Source organism: Actinoplanes rectilineatus (assembly GCF_000962825.1).
Classification (GTDB): domain Bacteria; phylum Actinomycetota; class Actinomycetes; order Mycobacteriales; family Micromonosporaceae; genus Actinoplanes; species Actinoplanes rectilineatus.
This window is the reverse complement of the sequence record NZ_JZKF01000050.1, coordinates 39,768-57,580: the sequence shown is the minus strand read 5'-3', so window position 1 is coordinate 57,580 and position 17,813 is coordinate 39,768. Positions and strand designations below refer to the sequence as shown.

The following is a 17,813-nucleotide window of genomic DNA, read 5'->3' as shown; positions in this document are numbered from 1 at the left end:
GATATTCACCGGTTTGCATCCGGGCGATAACGTTCAGTGCGTGCCGGTGGCTGCGGGGATAGAGGCGACAGGTCTGGGCCAGGTCGTGCGGGGCGGCCGCCGAACCCTCGGCGGTGTCTCGCTCACCGTCCGGGCCGGGGAACTGGTGGCCGTCATCGGCGCCAGCGGAGCGGGCAAGACCACCCTCCTGCAGGCCCTGGCCGGGGTGCGCCCACCGGCCGAGGGCCGGGTCCGGCACACCGGGCCCCCGGGATTCATCGGGTACGTTCCGCAGGACGACATCATCCACCAGCAGCTGCCCCTGGCCCGGACACTGCGGTTCGCGGCCCGGCTGCGGGGCGTCGACGAGTCCCGGGTCGCCGAGGTGCTGACCGTTCTCGGACTCGACGACCGGGCCGGCACCCGGGTCGGCGCGCTCAGCGGCGGCGAACGCAAACGGGCCAGCATCGCGGTCGAACTACTGGCCCGGCCGGCGGCGCTGTTCCTGGACGAACCGACCTCCGGACTGGACCCGGCCGCCGCCGCCGACCTGCTCGGGCTGCTGCGGCGGCTCGCCGACGACGGGGTTCCGGTGGTGCTGACCACCCACAACCCGGCCGACGTGCAGCAGTGCGACACGGCGGTGGTGCTCGCCCCGGGCGGGCGGCTGGTCTACCACGGCCCGGCGGACGCGACCGCCGCGCATTTCGGGGCGGACGACGTCGCCGGGATCTACGGGCGCCTCGACACCGCCGCCACGTGGCCGGACACTCCCACGGCGCCTTCCGCGCAGCCGCCACGGGAGCGGGCTTCGCGCGTACCCCGGCAGACCTGGAAACTCGCCCAGCGTGAGCTGGCGATCCTGACCGCCGACCGGCTCACCCTGGCCATTCTCGCCGGTTCCCCACTGGTGATCCTGGCGATGTTCCTGATGCTGTTCGAACCGGGTGCCTTCGGCCGGCCGCCGGACCCGCCGACGACGGTGATGGTGCTGTTCTGGATCGCTTTCGGGGTGTTCTTCTTCGGCCTCACCTACGGCCTGCTGCAGATCTGCACCGAAACGGCGATCCTGCGACGAGAAGTGTTCGCCGGGGTACGCCGCGGTCCCTATCTGGCGGCCAAGGTGATCCTGCTGCTGCCGCTGCTGGCCGTCGTGGATCTGCTGCTGCTGGTCGTTCTGCGGCTGCTCGACCGGCTGCCCGCCCTGACCGCGGCCGATTTCGCCGCGGTCTATGTGACAGCGGTGCTGGGGTCGGCGTGCGCGCTGGCGCTGGGGCTGCTGTGCTCGGCGAGCGTGTCCGATGTCGCCCAGGCCGGTCTGGTGCTGCCGATGCTGTGTTTCCCGCAGGTGCTGTTCGTCGGCGCGATCCTGCCGGTGCCGGTGATGGCGCCGGTCGGCCGGGCGATGAGCTACGCGATGTCGAACCGGTGGTCGTTCGAAGCCCTCGGCCACAGCGCCGGCCTGGAGGAACTCTGGCGCGACGGCGGATCCCCGCTCGGGCCGCCGCTGCTCGCCGCGTACCAGGACAGCTTCGCCCGGCCGGTCGGTGAGAACTGGCTGATCCTGGCCGGCATGACGGTACTGTTCCTGGCCGCCACGTGGGGGGTGCTGCACCGCCGTGTCTGACCGTCTCGACGAGCTGCGCCAGACCGAATACGCCCACCTCGGCGACGAGGTCTACCTGGATTACACCGGCGCCGGCGTCTATGCCCGGTCCCAGCTGGACGCCCACCACCAGCGCTTGTCGTCGCGAGCCTTCGGCAATCCGCATTCGGAGAATCCGCCGTCGGTGGCCAGCACCGCGCTCGTCGCCTCGGCCCGCCGGGCGATTCTGGAATTCCTGAACGCCGACCCGGCCGAATACGCGGTGATCTTCACGCCGAACGCGTCCGGGGCGTGCCGGATCGTGGGGGAGTCCTATCCGTTCGGCCGCGGCCGCGACCTGGTGATGACCTTCGACAACCACAACTCGGTGAACGGCATCCGGGAATTCGCCCGGCGTGCCCGGGCCCGTCGGCGTTACATTCCGCTGAGCCCACCGGATCTGCGGGTCGCCGACGCTTCCGTGACCGCGGCCCTGCGCCGCCGTGGCCTTTTCGCCTTTCCGGCGCAGAGCAACTTCACCGGCGTCCAGCACCCGCTGGAATGGATCGAAACGGCCCACCACGCCGGGTACGACGTGCTCCTCGACGTGGCCGCCTACCTGCCCGTCCACGACCTGGACCTGTCCCGGCACAAACCCGACTTCGTGCCGGTCAGCTGGTACAAGGTGCTCGGCTACCCGACCGGTGTCGGCAGCCTGGTCGCCCGCCGTGCCGCCCTGGCCCGGCTGCGCCGCCCCTGGTTCGCCGGCGGCACGATCGCCGCGGTCAGCGTCGGCACCGAATGGCACCGGCTCGCCCCCGACGAGACCGCGTTCGAGGACGGCACCCTGGACTTCCTGCACATCCCGGACGTCGAATTCGGACTCGGCTGGCTGCGCGGCGTCGGCCGGGACCTGATCCGCGACCGGGTCCGCGACCTCACCGCGGCCCTGCTGACCGGCCTGGCCGCGCTGCGGCACAGCGACGGCACCCCGATGATCCGCGTGTACGGCCCGGCCGGCACCGTCGGACGCGGCGCGACGGTGGCGTTCAACCTGCTGGACGCGGCCGGACGGATCGTCGACGAACGCCTGGTCGCGTCGGAGGCCGCCGCGGCCGGGCTGGCGCTGCGGACCGGCTGCTTCTGCAACCCGGGCGCGGGTGAGGGCGCGTTCGCGATCGGCGCCCGGCAGCTGCGCGGCTCCACCCGCTGGGGCGTGCACACCATCGACGAATACCTGCGCCGGCTGGGCCTGCCGACCGGCGGCGCGGTGCGCGTCTCGTTCGGCATCGCCTCGACCGCCGGGGACGTGCGGCGCCTGCTGGACTTCCTCACCCGCGCCTACCAGGACCGGCACACCGGCACGTCCGGCCTGGCCCCACGCCTGCGCTGCTGAACTTCATAGGAGAACCATGTCCTTCCAGGCCTGTCTCGACGCGAAACATGTCGGCACCGGCACCGCGCACAGAGACCCCAGCACCGCACTGCGCCTGGACGGCGAGGCCGGCCGCGACGGCTAAACGGCTCTGCTGTTCAGCTCGAGGCGGCGCAGTGCCGGGACGAGCGCCGCCAACAGCATCGCGGCTGCTCCCAGACCGCTGCCGGCGACAGCGACGGTCGTGGCGCCGACCACAGTGGTGAGGGCGGACGCGGCGATCTGGCCGAGAGGTAAGGCCAGGAACGACCAGAACTCGTCGTGGGCGCCCACCCGGGAGAGCAGACGTTCCGGGATGTGAGTGTTGGTGACGGTCACCCAGACGACGGTGAAGAACTCGGCGACGACGCCGGCGGTGAACGTGGCGGCCGACAGCCAGGCCAGGTTCGTACCGGTGCCGAGCAGCAGGAGCGGAAGGGCGGCCAGCGCCATGGCCGTCAGGGCCGGTGTCATGGGCCGCCGCATGAGCGGCACCCTCACCAGGATCAGGCCGGTGCTCAGCGCCCCGGCCCCGCGGGCGCTGAGCGCGAGTCCCCACCCGGTGGGTCCGATCGTGTCGCTGGTGAGCACCGGGCCGAGGACCTGCCAGAAGCCCATGGTGGTGGCGTTGAAGACGGCGAAGGCCAGGGTCACCGACCAGATCCACGTCCGGGTCCGGAAATAGGTCCAGCCCTCGGCCAGGTCGCCCAGCATGGACCCGGCCTGTGGCGGTGGGCCGGGCAGGGCGATCCGCGCGAAGCAGGCGGCCGCGACGAGGAAGGTGACGGCGTCGACGGCGATCGCCCAGCCGCCGCCGACCGAGGCGGTCAGCAGCCCGGCGGCGCTCGGCGCGAGGATGCGGGCGGTGTTGCCGGCGGTGGCGAGCAGCGAGCCGGCCTGCTGCAGGGCGCGGCCGGACACCAGGTTCGCGAGGATGCCGCGCAGGGCGGGCGTGGTCAGGCCCTGGAAGACGCCGTTGAGCGCGGACAGTGGTAGCAGCAGTGCGGGTGGCTGGTGGGTGAGCAGGACGACGGCGACGCCGGCCTGGGTGACGCCGGCGCCGAAGCTGGTCAGGCGGAGCACGGCGTCCCGGGGGTGGCGGTCGGCGACGGCTCCGCCGATCAGCATGGTGGCGACCATCGGGATCACGGCGGCGGCGAGAACCGCGGACAGCCAGGTGCTGCTGCCGGTGAGGTCCAGAACCCCGAACGCGAGAGCGACCGGCGCCATGAAACTGCCGACCGTGGAGATCGAGCGTCCGGCGAAGAACCACCGGAACGCCGGCGTGCGCAGTGGCCACTCGGCACTGCGGTCCGCTGTCGTCTCGAGTCCGGGCACGAGGACTCACCCTGCCAGCACGAAACGGACGCATCAATCCGATTGCCCGGCCCTACGAAGGAATGCCGGGGCCACATCCAGTACGTTCCCGCGCAGCCGGCTGGACTGGCGGCACCACCCGGAGACCATCTTCTCCGGCGACGGATGCCTCGGTCTCCGGGTGGTTACCAGCCGTTACAGCCGGCCGGCTGTGTCGCCGGCGAGGAGTCAGGGTGCCGGGGTGGCGGGTGGGCGCAGGGTGGCCAGAGCGGTGCTCCAGGAGACGACCTCGTCGAGGAGCGTGGCGAGTTGAGGGAGCTGGTACGCGCCGGGCTTGAACACGCTGTAGTTCTCGAACTCGCTGTTCAGGGCGAGTGTCACCTGCTGCCTCACGTCGGCCATCTTCAGCTCGCCGGCGATCAGCCGCAGGTGCTCGACCGCCCGGGCGCCGCCGACCGACCCGTACGAGACGAACCCGACCGCTTTGTTGTTCCACTCGGCGAACAGGTAGTCGAGGGCGTTCTTCAGCACCCCGGAGGTGCTGTGGTTGTACTCCGGGGTGACGATCACGTACCCGTCGAACGAGGCGATCTTCTCCGCCCATTTCTTGGTGTGCTGATTCTGGTACTGGCCCATCGACGGCGGGATCGGCTCGTCGAGGTGCGGCAGCGGGAAGTCCAACAGGTCGACCAGTTCGAAGGCGGCGTCGCTGCGCTGCTTGGCGTTGTCGAGCACCCAGGTGGCGACCTGTTCGCCGTTGCGCTGGGGGCGGGTGCTGCCGAGGATGATGCCGATGCGGATCATGATGTGCTCCCGGGTTCCGGTGACTGGCCTTACCCGGACGTTACGTAGCCGTGGTGGCGGCCTGGCCGGTTTCGGTGAACCCGGCGGCTGCTGACCAGCCCACAAGTAGTCGGGGCGGATCAGCAAGCTGATTCCTCAGGACGTCCGGGTATGCAGTGGCATGTCCCGGGCGATCGCCCAGCACAGGACGGCAGCGACGACGGTGCCGCCGGCGGCCAGGGCCAGCGCCACCGGCACGCCGAGGTCCTGATGCCACTGACCGGCGTCGACGATGGGAAGGTCACCCGTCGCGTTCGCCAGGAGCAGACCCAGCGCGACCGGCAGGGCCAGCACACCGCCGACCTGGAAGCGGTAGAAGGCGGCGCCCAGGAACCACCCGGTCACCATCCAGCCCAGCAGCATCGTCCAGTAGTTTCCGAAGATCAGAAGGTAGTCCCCGGTGTTGTCGTAGAGCCGGTCCTGCGCGAGCTGGTGGGGCCAGCCCGCGGCACGGTAGAGCACCGTTTCCGCCGCGTAGCCGAGCGTCGTCATACCGGCCAGCACAGCGGTGGTGACGAGCTGGAACACCGGAACCTGGAGCAGGTATTCGCGGCGTGTCCGACCGTGCACGAGGAAGGTCGGCAGCATCGTCGCGAGCAGGTGGTAGCCGTAGCCGAGGGCGAGCCATCGCAGGAACGGGCCGCCGACGTCCAGGGCGCTGATGCGTACCGAGCCGAAAGCACTCACCCCGCCGAGTATCAGCCAGGCCAGCAGGATCAGGCCCGCCAGGCAGACCGCCAGGAACGGCAGGTGGGTGGTGAGCAGCAGGTGAGCGATCGGCCATCGCCGGGCCGGCCGGTTCATCGGGTGGCTCCGGTGGGCTGGGTGAGGTGGATGAAGAGGTCCTGTACCGCGACCGGTCCGATCTCCAGGCCGGCCGCTTCGGCGGCGCGGCGTACCTCGTCGGGTGCGCCGGACACGGTGACTGACTTCGTCGGTCCGAGTTGCTGCTGGTTCAGTATCGTCAGCCCGGCGACGACGCCGTCGACCGTTGCCGCCGGCCCGGTCAGCGACATGCCCTGGGCGCGGAGGTCGTCGAGGTCCTCGTGCACCAGCAGCCGGCCCTCCCGCAGGATCAGGACCCGTTCGAACAGGGGGCTGTGCTCCTCCACCAGATGGGTGGAGATGATGATCGTCCGGGGCCGGGCGATGAAGTCTCTCAGCAGTTCGTCCTGGAAGGCCTGCCGGGTCGGCGCGTCCATCCCCAGGTGGGCCTCGTCGAACATGGTGACCGGGGCTCGGGAGGCCAGCCCGACGGCGACGCCGAAAGCGGAACGCTGCCCCAGCGACAGCTCACTGACCCTCTTCCGTGGCGGCAGCCCGAACAGCTCGATCAGGGTGGTGGCGTACCCGGCATCCCAGCCGGGCCGCAGCCGCCGGGCGACGTCAAGCGTGTCCCGGACGCTGTCGGTGGGGTCGCCGACGATGCCGCTCTCCCGGATCAGGCAGACCTGCCGGGTGATCCGGGAGTTCTCGAAGACCGGCAGGCCGTCGACGGTCACCGTGCCGGCGGACGGCTTACGGAACCCGGCGAGGACCGCGAGAAGGCTCGTCTTCCCGGAGCCGTTACGGCCGAGCAGACCGTAGATCTTGCCGCCCGGCAGTTCGGCGCTGAGATCCTGAAGGCCGACAGTCTCCCCGTACCTCACCTGAAGATCGTTCACTGTGATGGTCAACGTCATCGTGCCTCCCCCGTGGCGTCGGTCGGCTGCTGAATGTGGTCGACGATGTCGGCGAGCGGGATCCCGATCGTCTGCGCCTCGGCCACCATCGGCCGGACCACATCGGTGAAGAACCGCTTGCGGCGCTCAGCGCGCAACGTCTGCTGGGCGCCGGGACTCACGAACATCCCGACACCGCGGCGTTTGTAGAGAAGCCCCTCGTCGACAAGCTGCTGAAACGCTTTGGCAGCCGTCGCCGGATTGATCCGGTAGAACGCCGCGTACTGGTTCGTCGACATGATCTGCTCGTCGGCGTGCAGCACCCCGCGCAGTACGTCGTTCTTGATCTGCTCGGCGATCTGCCGGTAGATGGGCCTCCGCTCGTCAAACACGCCCCACATCCAGCCTCTTCGGTTCCTTACTTCAGTAACGAACCATATCGGCAACCGCCGTTCCCCGTCCATCCTGGACCGCGGTCAGATAGCCCTCGGGTTGCCATATGGCCGGCGCCCGGGCGTGACGAAGTCCAGCTCCCACAACGGGAGCGCCGCGCGGATCTGTGCCGGATCGATCACCCTGACTCCTCGGTACGGCGGAACAGCCGTTAGCGCCTCCGGCTTGCGTTCAGCCACGAGGAGACACCTTGCCAGCGCAAAACGGACGCATCAACCCGATTGCCCGGGTCGTTTCGCAGTCGGGGTCTGCCTGCGAAAGGTGTCCAGACGATCTTGTCGCTTTCCCGTAACGGGCTCCACACCTCGCCTGCATTCGTCTACTGTCGACGGTCATCGATCATCGTGGTCGGTGACGGCGAAGGAGACGATGTGCGGAGACTGATCACCGCCGGCCTCGGGTTCGTGACCGCCCTGGCCGCCTCACTGGCGTTCCCCGGCCCCGCCTCGGCGGTCGACAACGTCCAGGACTGGCGGTGCACCCAGACCACCACCAGCCTCGGGAAGATCTGCGTCGAGGTGATGTTCGACAACACCAACTGTGACCGGTTGACGACGAACAACTGCGTGGGCCTGAACGGTGCCACCGTCCGGTACGTCTACATCTGGCTGATCGGCGCCACCGGTGAGGTGGACACGTCGGCCACGCTGCGGGTCGCCTACGACGTCTACGGGGACGGCACTTCCGCATACACCCGCAAGGGCACCGCGGCCTTCCGTGAGGAGGGCAGCGCCTGGATCTGGTACCCGCCGACGCCGCAGCACGACATCAACCGGGTCTGTGTCCGGGTCCGGTCCGCCACGGCCGCCACCTACGACTCCGGGGTCAACGTGGGTGGCATCAACCCGTACGGGCTCGTCGACGACGGCGCCTGCGGACTTCCGTGAAACCGGGTGAGCGCGGCCCGCAACCGGTCCGCGCTCACCGTCGCACCGGTCTCTGCCTCGGCTGACCAGGCCACGAAGCAGTCGGGGCGGATCAGCAGCGCGGACGCGGTCGTGCCGTGCAGCGTGCCCGTGACCACGTCGACCCGGTCTTTCCACGGGGCGGCGATCTCCGCGTACGCCCCCACGGAGTCCAGCAGCAGCGGCCGGGCCGTCCGCGTCAGCTCGGCGAGCCGGACCGGCCCCGCACCGCTGTCGACGGTCACGTCGGGGGCGGTACGGCCGGCGAGCGGGTCCGCCGGGTCGGCCGGGTAGCGGACGTCCGCGCCGGACATCAGCGCGGCGATGTGCCCGGTCACCTCCGGTTTGGTCAGCAGTTCGGCGAACAGGTCCCGCAGGCCGGTGACGTCGTCGCCGGGGGCGATCAGCGCCGACTGTGCCCGGGTGGACATCACGACCCGTTCGGCGATCGGGCGGCGTTCCGTCTCGTACGTGTCGAGGAGTCCTTCCGGCGCCCACCCGTGGACCGTGGCGGCGAGTTTCCAGCCCAGGTTGACCGCGTCCTGCAGGCCCAGGTTGAGGCCGGGGCCGCCGATCGCCGGGTGTACGTGCGCGGCGTCGCCGACCAGCAGCACCCGGCCGTCCCGGTAGCGGGCGGCGATCCGGGTGTTGCCGCTGGTCAGCCGCCGCAGCAGGCCGGGGCCGTCCGGTGCGGTCAGGGGCAGTTCGGCGCCGAGCACCCGGGTGACGCTGGACCGTAGCTCCGCCAGGCTCATCGGGGTGTCGTCCGTCTGGGGTGCCGCCGGCCATTCGGTGGTGCTCAGCAGTGCCGGGCGGTTGGGGAACGGCGCCCAGGCGATCAGGCCGTGCGGGGTGCGGGTGTGCTGGAACGGCGGGACCAGGCCGTACCCGGGGACGAGTAGCCCGCCGGTCTGCGGGTCGACGAAGGACGCGGGCACGGTCACGGTGGCGGACCGGGAGACGGACCGGTCGTGGGTGACGCCGGGGAAGTCGATGCCGGCCAGGCGGCGTACGACACTGTGGCCGCCGTCCGCGCCGACGAGGTACCGGGTGGTGAGCCGGGTGCCGTCGGCCAGCACCGCCTCGACGGTGTCGGTGTCCTGCCGCAGGTCGACGAGGTCCCGGCCGCGGCGCACGTCGACGCCGAGTTCGGCGGCCCGTTCGGCGAGGACGGTCTCGAGCCGGGCCTGCGGCACGCCGAGCACGTAGTGCGGGTTGTCCGCGAGCATTGTCAGGTCCAGGGGGAACGCGCCGAAGACGAAGGCCGGCAGGGGCTGCGGCGGGGTGTCCGTGCCGCTGAGCCGGGCGTGCAGGCCGCGCCGGTCGAGCAGCCGGACGGCCTGGCCGACGATGCCGTTGGCGCGGGGTTCACCGGTGGCTTCGCGGCGGCGTTCCAGGACGACGGGGTGCAGGCCGGCGAGGGCGAGTTCGCAGGCGAGCATCAGGCCGTTGGGTCCGGCGCCGGCGACGATGACATCGATCATGGTCGTGATCCCTTCAGGGCGTACGGCATCGACGCGTGACCGTCGACGGGTGGCGCGGGGGATGCTTCAGCGGGTAGGTGCGGGCAGACCTGCGGCGATCTGGGCGAAGGCGCCGGTGATGAGGGCGTCGATCGGGGTGGGCGGGTCGCCGCTGTCGAGGTGGTGCTGCATGGCGACGCCGACGGCGGCGGTCGCGGCGGCGGCGACGAGCCGCGGGAACATGTCGGTGGCGAGGTCGGTGCCGGTGCGGTCGGCGACGGCTGCGGCCAGTTCGGCTTCGGCCGCGGCTGCGGCGCGCAGCCGTTCGCCCTGCAGGGCGGGTTCGGCGAGCATGGTGCGGATGCCGGCGGCCCAGGAGGCGTGGTCGGGTGACGGCATCGCCTCGACCTCGGGTCCGCGGGTGAACTGTGCCAGTGCGGCCACGGTGAGTGCTGTCCAGAGGGGTTCGGCGGCGGGGCGTTCGCGCAGGGTGGCGGCGGTGCGCAGGCTGCGGTCGAGGTGGCGGGAGGCGATGGCTTCGGCCTTGCTGGAGAAGTAGTTGTTGAAGGTGCGCGGGGAGACGCCGGCGGCTTCGGCGATGTCTTCGACGCGGACGTTGTCGTAGCCGTGTTCGGCGGTGAGGTGGATGGCGGCCCAGCCGAGCGCCGCCCGGGTCTCGGCTTTCTTGCGTTCCCGCAGTCCGCTCATGCCCCCACGGTAGCTATTTTTGCGTGTCCCGCAAAGATGCGTGGCGCGCAATTTTTCAGCCCGGCGGAAATCTACCCTTACCGGAGAGTAGAGTCGCCCGGCCCGCTCCGCTCCACCGACAAGGACACCGCATGTCACTCACCTCACCCCGCGTGCTGCGTACCGAGGTGCTCGCCGGCCTGGTCGTCGCCCTGGCGCTGATCCCGGAGGCGATCTCGTTCTCCATCCTGGCCGGGGTCGACCCGCGGGTGGGCCTGTTCGCCTCGTTCACCATGGCCGTCACCATCGCGTTCTGCGGCGGCCGGCCCGCCATGATCAGCGCGGCCACCGGCGCGATCGCCCTGGTCGTCGCCCCGCTGGTCGCCTCGCACGGCCTGAACTACCTGATCGCGGCGGTGATCGCCGGCGGCCTGCTGCAGATCCTGCTCGCGGTGCTCGGCGTGGCCCGGCTGATGCGGTTCATCCCGCGCAGCGTGATGGTCGGCTTCGTCAACGCCCTCGCGATCCTGATCTTCACGGCGCAGGTGCCGCACCTGATCGGCGTGCCGTGGGCGGTGTACCCGCTGGCCGCCGTCGCGCTGGCGATCATGGTGTTCCTGCCGCGGCTGACGACCGCCGTACCCGCGCCGCTGGTCGCGATCGTGCTGCTCACCGGATTCACGGTGCTGACCGCGGTGACCGTGCCGACCGTCGGCGACCAGGGCACCCTGCCGGACAGCCTGCCCACCTTCGCCCTGCCGGACGTCCCGTTCACCCTCGACACGCTGCGGGTGATCGCCCCGTACGCCCTCGGCATCGCCCTGGTCGGCCTGATGGAGTCGCTGATGACGGCCAAACTGGTCGACGACATCACCGACACCGGCTCGGACAAGACCCGCGAATCCTGGGGCCAGGGCGTGGCGAACATCGTCACCGGCCTGTTCGGCGGCATGGGCGGCTGCGCGATGATCGGCCAAACCATGATCAACGTGAAGGCGTCCGGCGCGCGGACCCGGCTGTCGACCTTCCTGGCCGGGGTGTTCCTGCTGATCCTGGTGGTGGCCCTCGGTGACGTGGTCGCGCTGATCCCGATGGCCGCCCTGGTCGCCGTCATGGTCATCGTCTCGGTGTCGACGTTCGACTGGCACAGCGTCGCCCCGGCCACCCTCCAACGGATGCCGGCCGGCGAGATCGTCGTCATGCTGGTCACCGTCGCCGGCACCCTCGCCACCCACAACCTGGCCGTCGGCGTGATCCTCGGCGTGCTCACCGCGATGGTCGTGTTCGCCCGCCGGGTCGCCCACTTCACCCGGGTCACCCGCGACGGCGACACGTACCGCGTACACGGCGAACTGTTCTTCGCCTCCAGCAACGACATCGTGCACCAGTTCGACTATGCGAACGACCCGGATGCGGTGACCGTGGACCTGTCCGCCGCGCACATCTGGGACGCCTCCTCGGTCGCCGCCCTCGACGCGATCAGCACCCGGTACGCCCAGCGCGGCAAGACCGTCACCTTCACCGGCCTGAACGAGGAGTCCGCGGCCATGCACGGCGCACTGGCCGGGCAGCTCAAGGTCGGACACTGACACCGGGCAGGATGGTGCGATGACCGCAGGACTCATGCAGATCGGCGAAGCGGCCGATCGTGTCGGCCTCAGCATCCGGACCATCCGCCACTACGAGGAGGCCGGCCTGGTCCTGCCGTCGGCCCGCAGCGACGGCGGGTTCCGGCTCTACACCGAACCCGACCTGGACCGCCTGCGGGTCATCAAGCGGATGAAACCGCTCGGCTTCACCCTCGACGAGATGCGCGACCTGCTCACCATCCTGGACGCCCTGAGCGACCCGGCGGTCACCGGCGCCGACCGGGGCGCCCTGCAGGACCGGCTCGGTGGGTTCCACACCGCCGCCCAGGACCGGGTGCGCACCCTGCGCGACCAGCTGGCCATGGCCGAAGGTTTCGCCACCCAGATCGAGGAACAGATCCACCGCCACGGCGGCGACCACACGGAGGCTTAAACCATGGCTACGGTACGTTCGGAGATCCGTCTCGACGTCCCCGCGGCGCAGGCGTGGGAGGCGGTCGCCGACGTCGGCGCCGTCCACCACCGGATGCTGCCCGGCCGGGTCAGCGCCGCGGGCCATTGATCAACTAGCATGCGGCGGTGCTTTTCACCGTGCGTTACCTGATCCGCAGCGTCCTCGACGGCGGGATCCCACCCGAACCGGAGATCGACCCCGACAACGCACTGCCCCATCCAGCCCTTCTGCGGGTACGCGAACTCGCCCGCGCCGGACGGTGGCAGTCCGCCCGGGAACTCGTCGACGAGACCGCGCCCACCGACTGGGACCTGCGTCAGGGGCTGCTCGGCGAGATGACCAGCGTGGCCGTCGAGGACGGTCACGGGTTCGACACGTGGGTCGCGTCCCACCCGGACGACCCGACCGTGGTGCTGATGCAGGCCGAGGTGCTGGACCGGCGTGCCGGCGACGCCCGGGGCGGGGCGCCCGCCTCGGAGACCTCCGCCCAGCAGTTCGCCGACTTCCACGCCCTGTCCACGTCGGCGAAACTGGTCGGCAAGCGGGCGATGGAGGTAGCCCTGCCCGGCGATCCGCAGCCGTGGACGCTGATGCTCTCCACGATGTTCGCCGACTCCAGCGCCCTGCGCACCTCGTTCGGCAGCGTCTACGCCGAAGGCCGGCGCCGCGACCCGCACAACTTCGCCCTGCACTCGACCGCGATCACCCTGCACTGCCAGAAGTGGTTCGGCTCGCACGAGCAGATGTTCGGCATGGCCCGCACCGCCGCCGCCGAAGCACCACCCGGCCACAAGACCGCGCTGCTGCCGCTGTACGCCCATTTCGAGTACGCGATGCGCGAATACTCGTGGAACACCTTCACGTCGAAGTCCCTGCGCGACTGCAAGCGCTACTTCCGGCGCCGCGAGGTGCGCGCCGACATCGACCAGTGGATCGCGAAGTTCCGGGCCGCCCCGCCCACCTCGGTCCGCATCCACGGCGTCCGCCAGTGGATGGCCATGTACTACAGCCTGTCCGGTCAGCACCGGCAGGCGAAGGTGGTCTTCGCCGAACTGGGCACCCCCGTCGCGCCGATCATGGAGTGGGCCTGGTTCTGGGGCAGCCGCAAATACGGTTTCACCTGGTCCTGGTGGCGGTCACTCGGCATCCACTGAGCTTTTCGGTGGTGGGCCACCCCACATCTCGACGACCGTCCCGGCGGTGCCGTCCGCGATCAGATTCAGGACGGTGGCGACGACGTCGGCCGGCGGGATCAGCGCCCGCTCCTTGACGGCCAGCCGGCGCCACTGCTCCTGGGCCCGCGGCAGCCCGATCCAGTCCGGCGCCACACACATCACCCGGGTCCGGTGCGTCTGCGCCAGCCCGGCCACACTGCTGGTGAAACGGATCAGGCCGGCCTTCGCCGCACCGTACTCGGGCGAACCGTACGGGGCGGCACCCAGACCGCCGCTGGAGGCGATGTTGACGATCGCGCCGCCGCCCAGCTCCCGCATCGGCTCGAGAACAAGCTGACCGAGCATCATCGGCGCGATCAGGTTCAAGGTGATCGTCGCGGTCCAGGCGCCGGCGTCGGCCTGCGGATACTGCTGGTCCGGGGTCCAGCCGCCGGCGTTGTTGACCAGCACGTGCGGCCCGCCGAGCCCGCGCGCGGCCGCCACGATCCGGTGCAGATCCGCGGGCTCCCGCACGTCGGCACGCAGCGCCCGGGCCGGCACGCCCACGGCCGCCACCCGGTCCGCGCAGTCCCGGGCGGCCGCCGCGTCGACGTCAGCCACGACAACGCCGTAGCCGGCGCCCGCCAGACCGATAACGATCTCCCGGCCGAGGCCGTCCCCGCCCCCGGTGACGATAGCGATCCTGGTCATGGTCACAGTCCTTCCCTTCCCGGACGTCTCGTGATCAACCCTGGGTGCACGGTGGACCGCAACGCCTCCGTGTTCTGCGTGCTCGAGATGTTCCACACCGGGCTCAGGCACCGCGACATCTTCGCCGCGGTCTCCGACCGCTGGTCGGATCCGCGCGCCCGGCTGCTGACCGGAGCACGCCGGGCCGAGGCGAAAACCACCGCACTCGGGGCGCTGGAACTACCCGAGGATCCGGACGATCTGCTGGCCAGGCACACCGCGGACCTCGATGCGGCGTGGCGAGCCGTCAGCGACGGGATCGTCCCGGACGGGCCGGTCAGCATCGACGCCGACGGCCGGCTGCACGTGGTCAGGGACGACGCCCGCGACACCCCGCCCAGTCTGATCGACCTGCGCAACCGGGCGGGTGCGATGCTGCCCGGCGTCGATCTGCCCGAGGTGATCCTGGAGGTGATGACCGAGTACCCGGCCTTCGCCGGGGCGTTCACCGCGGTCTCCGGCGGGAACACCCGTCTGGCGGACCTGCATGTGTCGATCGCGGCGCTGCTGACCGTCGTAGCTTCCCACGGCCGGAAGCGCCCGGTGTCAGACAGCGCGGAGGGCGGTGCGGTGCGGGCGCTCGCGTAGGTGATCCAGCGCTGTGGCGGTGGCGTCATCAGCGGGTAGCAGAAGGATCAGTTGCTGGGCGTCCGAGGGAGGCAGCTCAAGGACCTCCCGATTCCATCGCAGTTGATGCGCGCGCGGGTGAGTCATCCTCAGCGGGACTCGGGCAGGAGGGATGTGGCGGTGCAACCGCCGCGTGAACTCGGTGCCGGCTACGGTCGCGAAGTCTGCCGTGAACCATGCGAACGTCTCGGTCGAGGGCCCGAGCCACAGGTTGAAGACCTGCTCGTCGGCGATCTGGTCCCAATCGACGAAGATGGTTCTGGCCCGAGGATGGGTGAAGACATACCGGGTGAGGTTGGGCTCCTCGGCGTCCAGCAGGCCGGTGTCGCGCATGACCGTGCCGAAGCCGTCGGTGTGGGCAAGCACGTCACCGAGCCGGTTGGTGACGAAGGCGATGCCCGGCTCGAGGAGGGTGAGTATCTGGCGCACGGCCGGCCGTATGGTCCGCTCGGGCGGCGCCGGCCGGACATGTCCGGCGCATGCCCCACCAGTGATCTTGGCGAGGTAGCCCAGATGGGTGCGTTCGGCGGTGCCGAGGTCGAGCGCGTCGGCGAGGGCGTTGACGACCGAGCGGGACGGGTTGCGGTCGCGGCCCTGTTCGATTCTGGTCAGATACTCGACGCTGACCCCGGCCCGTGAGGCCAGCTCCGAACGTCGTAGCCCGGGGGCACGTCGTCGCTGGTGTGCCGCAAGGCCTAAGTCCTCTGGCCGGATGCTGTCGCGTTTGGCCCGGACGAAGTCTCCTAGCGGCGTACCCATGCTGCGAGCCTACGGCCCCGCGCGTACGGCCGGCGGGGTGCAGGGTGGCCCTGTGGGGGCCAGCCTGCACCCGGTCTGGCTGCTCGGCCGGAAACGACGGATCGTCGACGGCATGAGCGACAAGAGCAGACTCGTGGTCATCGTCGGTAGCGTGCGGGAGGGCCGGTTCGGGCCGGTCGTCGCCTCCTGGGTGGCGGACCAGATTCGGGCACACGGCGGTTTCGACGTCGACCTCGTCGATCTGGCCGGGGTCGACATCCCGCTGACGCTGCCGGCCGCGTCGCCGAAGTTCGCCGGGGATGACTACCCCCGTCCCGAAGGCATGAAAGACCTCACCAGGAAGCTATCGGAGGCCGACGCCTTCATCATCGTCACCCCGGAGTACAACCACAGCTATCCCGCGTCGCTGAAGGCGCTCATCGACTGGCACTTCACCCAGTGGACCGCCAAACCGGTGGCGTTCGTCAGCTACGGCGGTGCGGCCGGTGGCCGGCACGCGGTGCTTCACCTGGAGAACGTGCTCACCGAACTGCACGCGGTGACCATCCGCGACGGACTGACCTTCCCCAATTACTTCACCGCCTGGAAGGACGGCACCCCGCTGGACGCCGCGGCAGCCGGCTACGCCAAGACGCTCCTGGAACAACTTTCCTGGTGGGCGCAGGCGCTGCGTGCCGCCCGTACCGCTGTCCCGTACCCGGGTGGGGCGTGACGATCGATGGACTACACCAGTCTGGGCTCGTCGGAGCTGCAAGTGAGCCGGATCGCGCTCGGCTGCATGGCTCTGGCCCAACCCACCGACAGGCACCCGTGGACGCTGGACGAGGACACCGCTCAGCCCATCTTTCGGCGAGCGGTCGAATTGGGCATCACGCTCTGGGACACCGCGAACGTCTACGGACACGGCACCTCCGAGGAGATCCTGGGCCGGGCCGTGCGCCGTTTCGCCCGGCGTGAGGAAGTGGTCATCGCCACGAAGGTCGGCCTCCCGATGCACGATGGGCCGACCGGCTCCGGCCTGTCCCGTCGGGCGATCATGGAGCAGATCGACGCTTCGCTGCGCAGGCTCGGCACCGACTACGTCGACGTGTACCAGATCCACCGCTTCGACCCGAAGATCCCCGTCGAGGAGACGATGGAGGCCTTGCACGACGTCGTTGCCGCGGGCAAGGCGCGCTTTCTCGGTGCCTCGTCGATGGCTGCCTGGCAGTTCGCCAAGATGCAACATGCTGCTCAGCTACATTCCTGGACCGGGTTCGTCTCGATGCAAAACCAATACAGCCTCGTGCAACGCGAGGAGGAACGGGAGATGTTCGGGCTCCTGGCCGATCAGGCCGTATCCAGCCTGCCTTGGTGTCCACTCGCCTCCGGCCGCCTTGCCCGTCCCTACCGCCAGCAGACGTCACGCTCGGTCAACGACCAGATCGGCAGGCACTTCTTCGACGACGCCGACCGCCGCATCATCGACGCGGTACAGACCGTCGCAAGCGCCCAGGACGTCACCATGGCACAGGTCGCGCTCGCGTGGGTTCTGAGCAATCCGGTCGTGGCCGCACCCATCGTGGGTGCCACCGCGCCACACCACCTCGATGACGCCGCCGCAGTGACGGTCACGCTGGGCGAGCAGGAGCACGTCATGCTCACCGCTCCCTACACTCCACGGCAGCCGACCGGCTATTAGCGCCGTGGGCGAAGTCCCATCCGAATGTGTGTCGCCCCGGCTCGGTGTTCACGGATGGGTGAGGATCACCGTTCGGACGACGCCGATGGTCACCATCAGCGGACGTGGCAGTGCACCTCGATGCCGGTGCGGCCGGATGCCGGGACGACGACGGGTGCCTCCGAGGCGCAGGCGGAACGGTCGCCGGTGACCTGGTACGTCCCGGGCGGCACTGTGACGTGGAACCGGCCGGACGTGTCGGCGACCGCGGAGGTGATCGTGCCGTCGGCGGCCTGCAGGAGCACCGTGCCGGCGATGCCCTGGTCCGCGGTTCCGGCCGGTCCTCCGGTGCGCAGCAGCACACCGCTGACGGCGGGCTGTGACGCGGGGACGACCAGCGGGGCCAGGGCCACGACGGCGGCCAGAAGGTACTTGATCTCGGGCATCGGGTTCTTCCTGCGCGGTCCGTGACGGTTCCCGGCCACCATCGCCGGAGCCGGGCCCGACGCGGAT

General features: G+C 70.3%; 20 protein-coding genes. 10 read left to right on the top strand and 10 right to left on the bottom strand.

Features of this window, described 5'->3' with window-relative positions:
* Positions 1-40 precede the first annotated feature (40 nt).
* Both WH85_RS30520 and WH85_RS30515 read left to right on the top strand, forming a co-directional pair.
* The gene (locus tag WH85_RS30520) at positions 41-1,606 is read left to right on the top strand and encodes an ATP-binding cassette domain-containing protein (protein ID WP_083449376.1); all 1,566 of its coding nucleotides are present in this window, start codon (positions 41-43) and stop codon (positions 1,604-1,606) included.
* Positions 1,599-2,960 carry an aminotransferase class V-fold PLP-dependent enzyme gene (locus tag WH85_RS30515; RefSeq protein ID WP_045745496.1) on the top strand — a complete coding sequence of 454 codons (1,362 nt, stop codon included), beginning with the start codon at positions 1,599-1,601 and terminating at the stop codon, positions 2,958-2,960. The genes WH85_RS30520 and WH85_RS30515 overlap by 8 nt, the downstream gene beginning before the upstream one ends.
* Positions 2,961-3,080: 120 nt before the next feature.
* On the opposite strand, the gene WH85_RS30510 is transcribed toward WH85_RS30515, so the two are convergent.
* From WH85_RS30510 to WH85_RS30490, 5 genes are all read right to left on the bottom strand, one after another.
* Positions 3,081-4,316, bottom strand: a complete 1,236-nt coding sequence (locus tag WH85_RS30510) for an MFS transporter (RefSeq protein WP_083449375.1) — start codon at positions 4,314-4,316, stop codon at positions 3,081-3,083.
* Between the two features lie 207 nt (positions 4,317-4,523).
* The gene (locus WH85_RS30505; RefSeq protein ID WP_045745495.1) at positions 4,524-5,099 is read right to left on the bottom strand and encodes an NADPH-dependent FMN reductase; all 576 of its coding nucleotides are present in this window, start codon (positions 5,097-5,099) and stop codon (positions 4,524-4,526) included.
* 135 nt (positions 5,100-5,234) lie between these two features.
* The gene (locus tag WH85_RS30500; RefSeq protein WP_045745494.1) at positions 5,235-5,942 is read right to left on the bottom strand and encodes a hypothetical protein; all 708 of its coding nucleotides are present in this window, start codon (positions 5,940-5,942) and stop codon (positions 5,235-5,237) included.
* Positions 5,939-6,820: an ATP-binding cassette domain-containing protein gene (locus tag WH85_RS30495; protein WP_045745493.1), complete on the bottom strand. Its 882-nt coding sequence runs from the start codon at positions 6,818-6,820 to the stop codon at positions 5,939-5,941. The genes WH85_RS30500 and WH85_RS30495 overlap by 4 nt, the downstream gene beginning before the upstream one ends.
* Positions 6,817-7,200 (bottom strand): GntR family transcriptional regulator, encoded by a 384-nt coding sequence (locus tag WH85_RS30490; RefSeq protein ID WP_342669809.1) that lies wholly within the window; start codon positions 7,198-7,200, stop codon positions 6,817-6,819. Before WH85_RS30490 ends, WH85_RS30495 begins: the two co-directional genes overlap by 4 nt.
* Before the next feature lie 423 nt (positions 7,201-7,623).
* On the opposite strand from WH85_RS30490, the gene WH85_RS30485 reads away from it, so the two are divergent.
* Entirely contained in the window at positions 7,624-8,139 is a 516-nt protein-coding gene (locus WH85_RS30485; RefSeq protein WP_157411303.1) for a hypothetical protein, read from the top strand.
* On the opposite strand, the gene WH85_RS30480 is transcribed toward WH85_RS30485, so the two are convergent.
* Positions 8,064-9,641, bottom strand: a complete 1,578-nt coding sequence (locus WH85_RS30480; protein WP_045745490.1) for an FAD-dependent monooxygenase — start codon at positions 9,639-9,641, stop codon at positions 8,064-8,066. The genes WH85_RS30485 and WH85_RS30480 overlap by 76 nt on opposite strands.
* Positions 9,642-9,707: 66 nt before the next feature.
* Entirely contained in the window at positions 9,708-10,328 is a 621-nt protein-coding gene (locus WH85_RS30475; RefSeq protein ID WP_045745489.1) for a TetR/AcrR family transcriptional regulator, read from the bottom strand.
* Between the two features lie 131 nt (positions 10,329-10,459).
* Here WH85_RS30475 and WH85_RS30470 point away from each other — a divergent pair, with 131 nt between their 5' ends.
* The 4 genes from WH85_RS30470 to WH85_RS30460 are packed head-to-tail and all read left to right on the top strand — an operon-like array spanning position 10,460 to position 13,504.
* The gene (locus tag WH85_RS30470; RefSeq protein WP_045745488.1) at positions 10,460-11,896 is read left to right on the top strand and encodes a SulP family inorganic anion transporter; all 1,437 of its coding nucleotides are present in this window, start codon (positions 10,460-10,462) and stop codon (positions 11,894-11,896) included.
* A gap of 19 nt (positions 11,897-11,915) precedes the next feature.
* Positions 11,916-12,329, top strand: coding sequence for a MerR family transcriptional regulator (locus tag WH85_RS30465; protein ID WP_063775559.1), 414 nt, complete (start codon positions 11,916-11,918; stop codon positions 12,327-12,329).
* Between the two features lie 3 nt (positions 12,330-12,332).
* Entirely contained in the window at positions 12,333-12,458 is a 126-nt protein-coding gene (locus WH85_RS53840; RefSeq protein ID WP_281179098.1) for a hypothetical protein, read from the top strand.
* Positions 12,459-12,475: 17 nt separating this feature from the next.
* The gene (locus WH85_RS30460) at positions 12,476-13,504 is read left to right on the top strand and encodes a hypothetical protein (RefSeq protein ID WP_045745486.1); all 1,029 of its coding nucleotides are present in this window, start codon (positions 12,476-12,478) and stop codon (positions 13,502-13,504) included.
* Here WH85_RS30460 and WH85_RS30455 read toward each other — a convergent pair.
* Complete coding sequence (locus WH85_RS30455) at positions 13,487-14,215, bottom strand: SDR family NAD(P)-dependent oxidoreductase (RefSeq protein WP_052720910.1); 729 nt, start codon at positions 14,213-14,215, stop codon at positions 13,487-13,489. The two genes, WH85_RS30460 and WH85_RS30455, sit on opposite strands and share 18 nt — an antisense overlap.
* Positions 14,216-14,245: 30 nt before the next feature.
* Here WH85_RS30455 and WH85_RS30450 point away from each other — a divergent pair, with 30 nt between their 5' ends.
* The gene (locus tag WH85_RS30450) at positions 14,246-14,842 is read left to right on the top strand and encodes a hypothetical protein (RefSeq protein ID WP_157411302.1); all 597 of its coding nucleotides are present in this window, start codon (positions 14,246-14,248) and stop codon (positions 14,840-14,842) included.
* Here the strand turns inward: WH85_RS30450 and WH85_RS30445 are convergent.
* Positions 14,801-15,640, bottom strand: coding sequence for a helix-turn-helix transcriptional regulator (locus WH85_RS30445; protein WP_045745484.1), 840 nt, complete (start codon positions 15,638-15,640; stop codon positions 14,801-14,803). The genes WH85_RS30450 and WH85_RS30445 overlap by 42 nt on opposite strands.
* Here WH85_RS30445 and WH85_RS30440 point away from each other — a divergent pair.
* Positions 15,639-16,352, top strand: a complete 714-nt coding sequence (locus WH85_RS30440; RefSeq protein WP_245674153.1) for an NADPH-dependent FMN reductase — start codon at positions 15,639-15,641, stop codon at positions 16,350-16,352. The genes WH85_RS30445 and WH85_RS30440 overlap by 2 nt on opposite strands.
* Positions 16,353-16,358: 6 nt before the next feature.
* On the top strand, positions 16,359-17,321 hold the full coding sequence (locus tag WH85_RS30435) for an aldo/keto reductase (protein WP_045745483.1): 963 nt from the start codon (positions 16,359-16,361) through the stop codon (positions 17,319-17,321).
* Between the two features lie 95 nt (positions 17,322-17,416).
* Here the strand turns inward: WH85_RS30435 and WH85_RS30430 are convergent, their stop codons facing one another.
* A complete protein-coding gene (locus WH85_RS30430) occupies positions 17,417-17,746 on the bottom strand; it encodes a hypothetical protein (RefSeq protein WP_157411301.1) in 330 nt (109 codons plus the stop codon).
* Positions 17,747-17,813 lie beyond the last annotated feature (67 nt).

Bases quoted from the DNA above. Each gene is read 5' to 3' on its own strand.
- WH85_RS30505 (WP_045745495.1), bottom strand. From the start codon at position 5,099: ATGATCCGCATCGGCATCATCCTCGGCAGCACCCGCCCCCAGCGCAAC.
- WH85_RS30500 (WP_045745494.1), bottom strand. From the start codon at position 5,942: ATGAACCGGCCGGCCCGGCGATGGCCGATCGCTCACCTGCTGCTCACC.
- WH85_RS30495 (WP_045745493.1), bottom strand. From the start codon at position 6,820: ATGACGTTGACCATCACAGTGAACGATCTTCAGGTGAGGTACGGGGAG.
- WH85_RS30490 (WP_342669809.1), bottom strand. From the start codon at position 7,200: ATGTGGGGCGTGTTTGACGAGCGGAGGCCCATCTACCGGCAGATCGCC.
- WH85_RS30480 (WP_045745490.1), bottom strand. From the start codon at position 9,641: ATGATCGATGTCATCGTCGCCGGCGCCGGACCCAACGGCCTGATGCTC.
- WH85_RS30475 (WP_045745489.1), bottom strand. From the start codon at position 10,328: ATGAGCGGACTGCGGGAACGCAAGAAAGCCGAGACCCGGGCGGCGCTC.
- WH85_RS30470 (WP_045745488.1), top strand. From the start codon at position 10,460: ATGTCACTCACCTCACCCCGCGTGCTGCGTACCGAGGTGCTCGCCGGC.
- WH85_RS30465 (WP_063775559.1), top strand. From the start codon at position 11,916: ATGACCGCAGGACTCATGCAGATCGGCGAAGCGGCCGATCGTGTCGGC.
- WH85_RS53840 (WP_281179098.1), top strand. From the start codon at position 12,333: ATGGCTACGGTACGTTCGGAGATCCGTCTCGACGTCCCCGCGGCGCAG.
- WH85_RS30455 (WP_052720910.1), bottom strand. From the start codon at position 14,215: ATGACCAGGATCGCTATCGTCACCGGGGGCGGGGACGGCCTCGGCCGG.
- WH85_RS30440 (WP_245674153.1), top strand. From the start codon at position 15,639: ATGCTGCGAGCCTACGGCCCCGCGCGTACGGCCGGCGGGGTGCAGGGT.
- WH85_RS30445 (WP_045745484.1), bottom strand. From the start codon at position 15,640: ATGGGTACGCCGCTAGGAGACTTCGTCCGGGCCAAACGCGACAGCATC.
- WH85_RS30435 (WP_045745483.1), top strand. From the start codon at position 16,359: ATGGACTACACCAGTCTGGGCTCGTCGGAGCTGCAAGTGAGCCGGATC.
- WH85_RS30430 (WP_157411301.1), bottom strand. From the start codon at position 17,746: ATGCCCGAGATCAAGTACCTTCTGGCCGCCGTCGTGGCCCTGGCCCCG.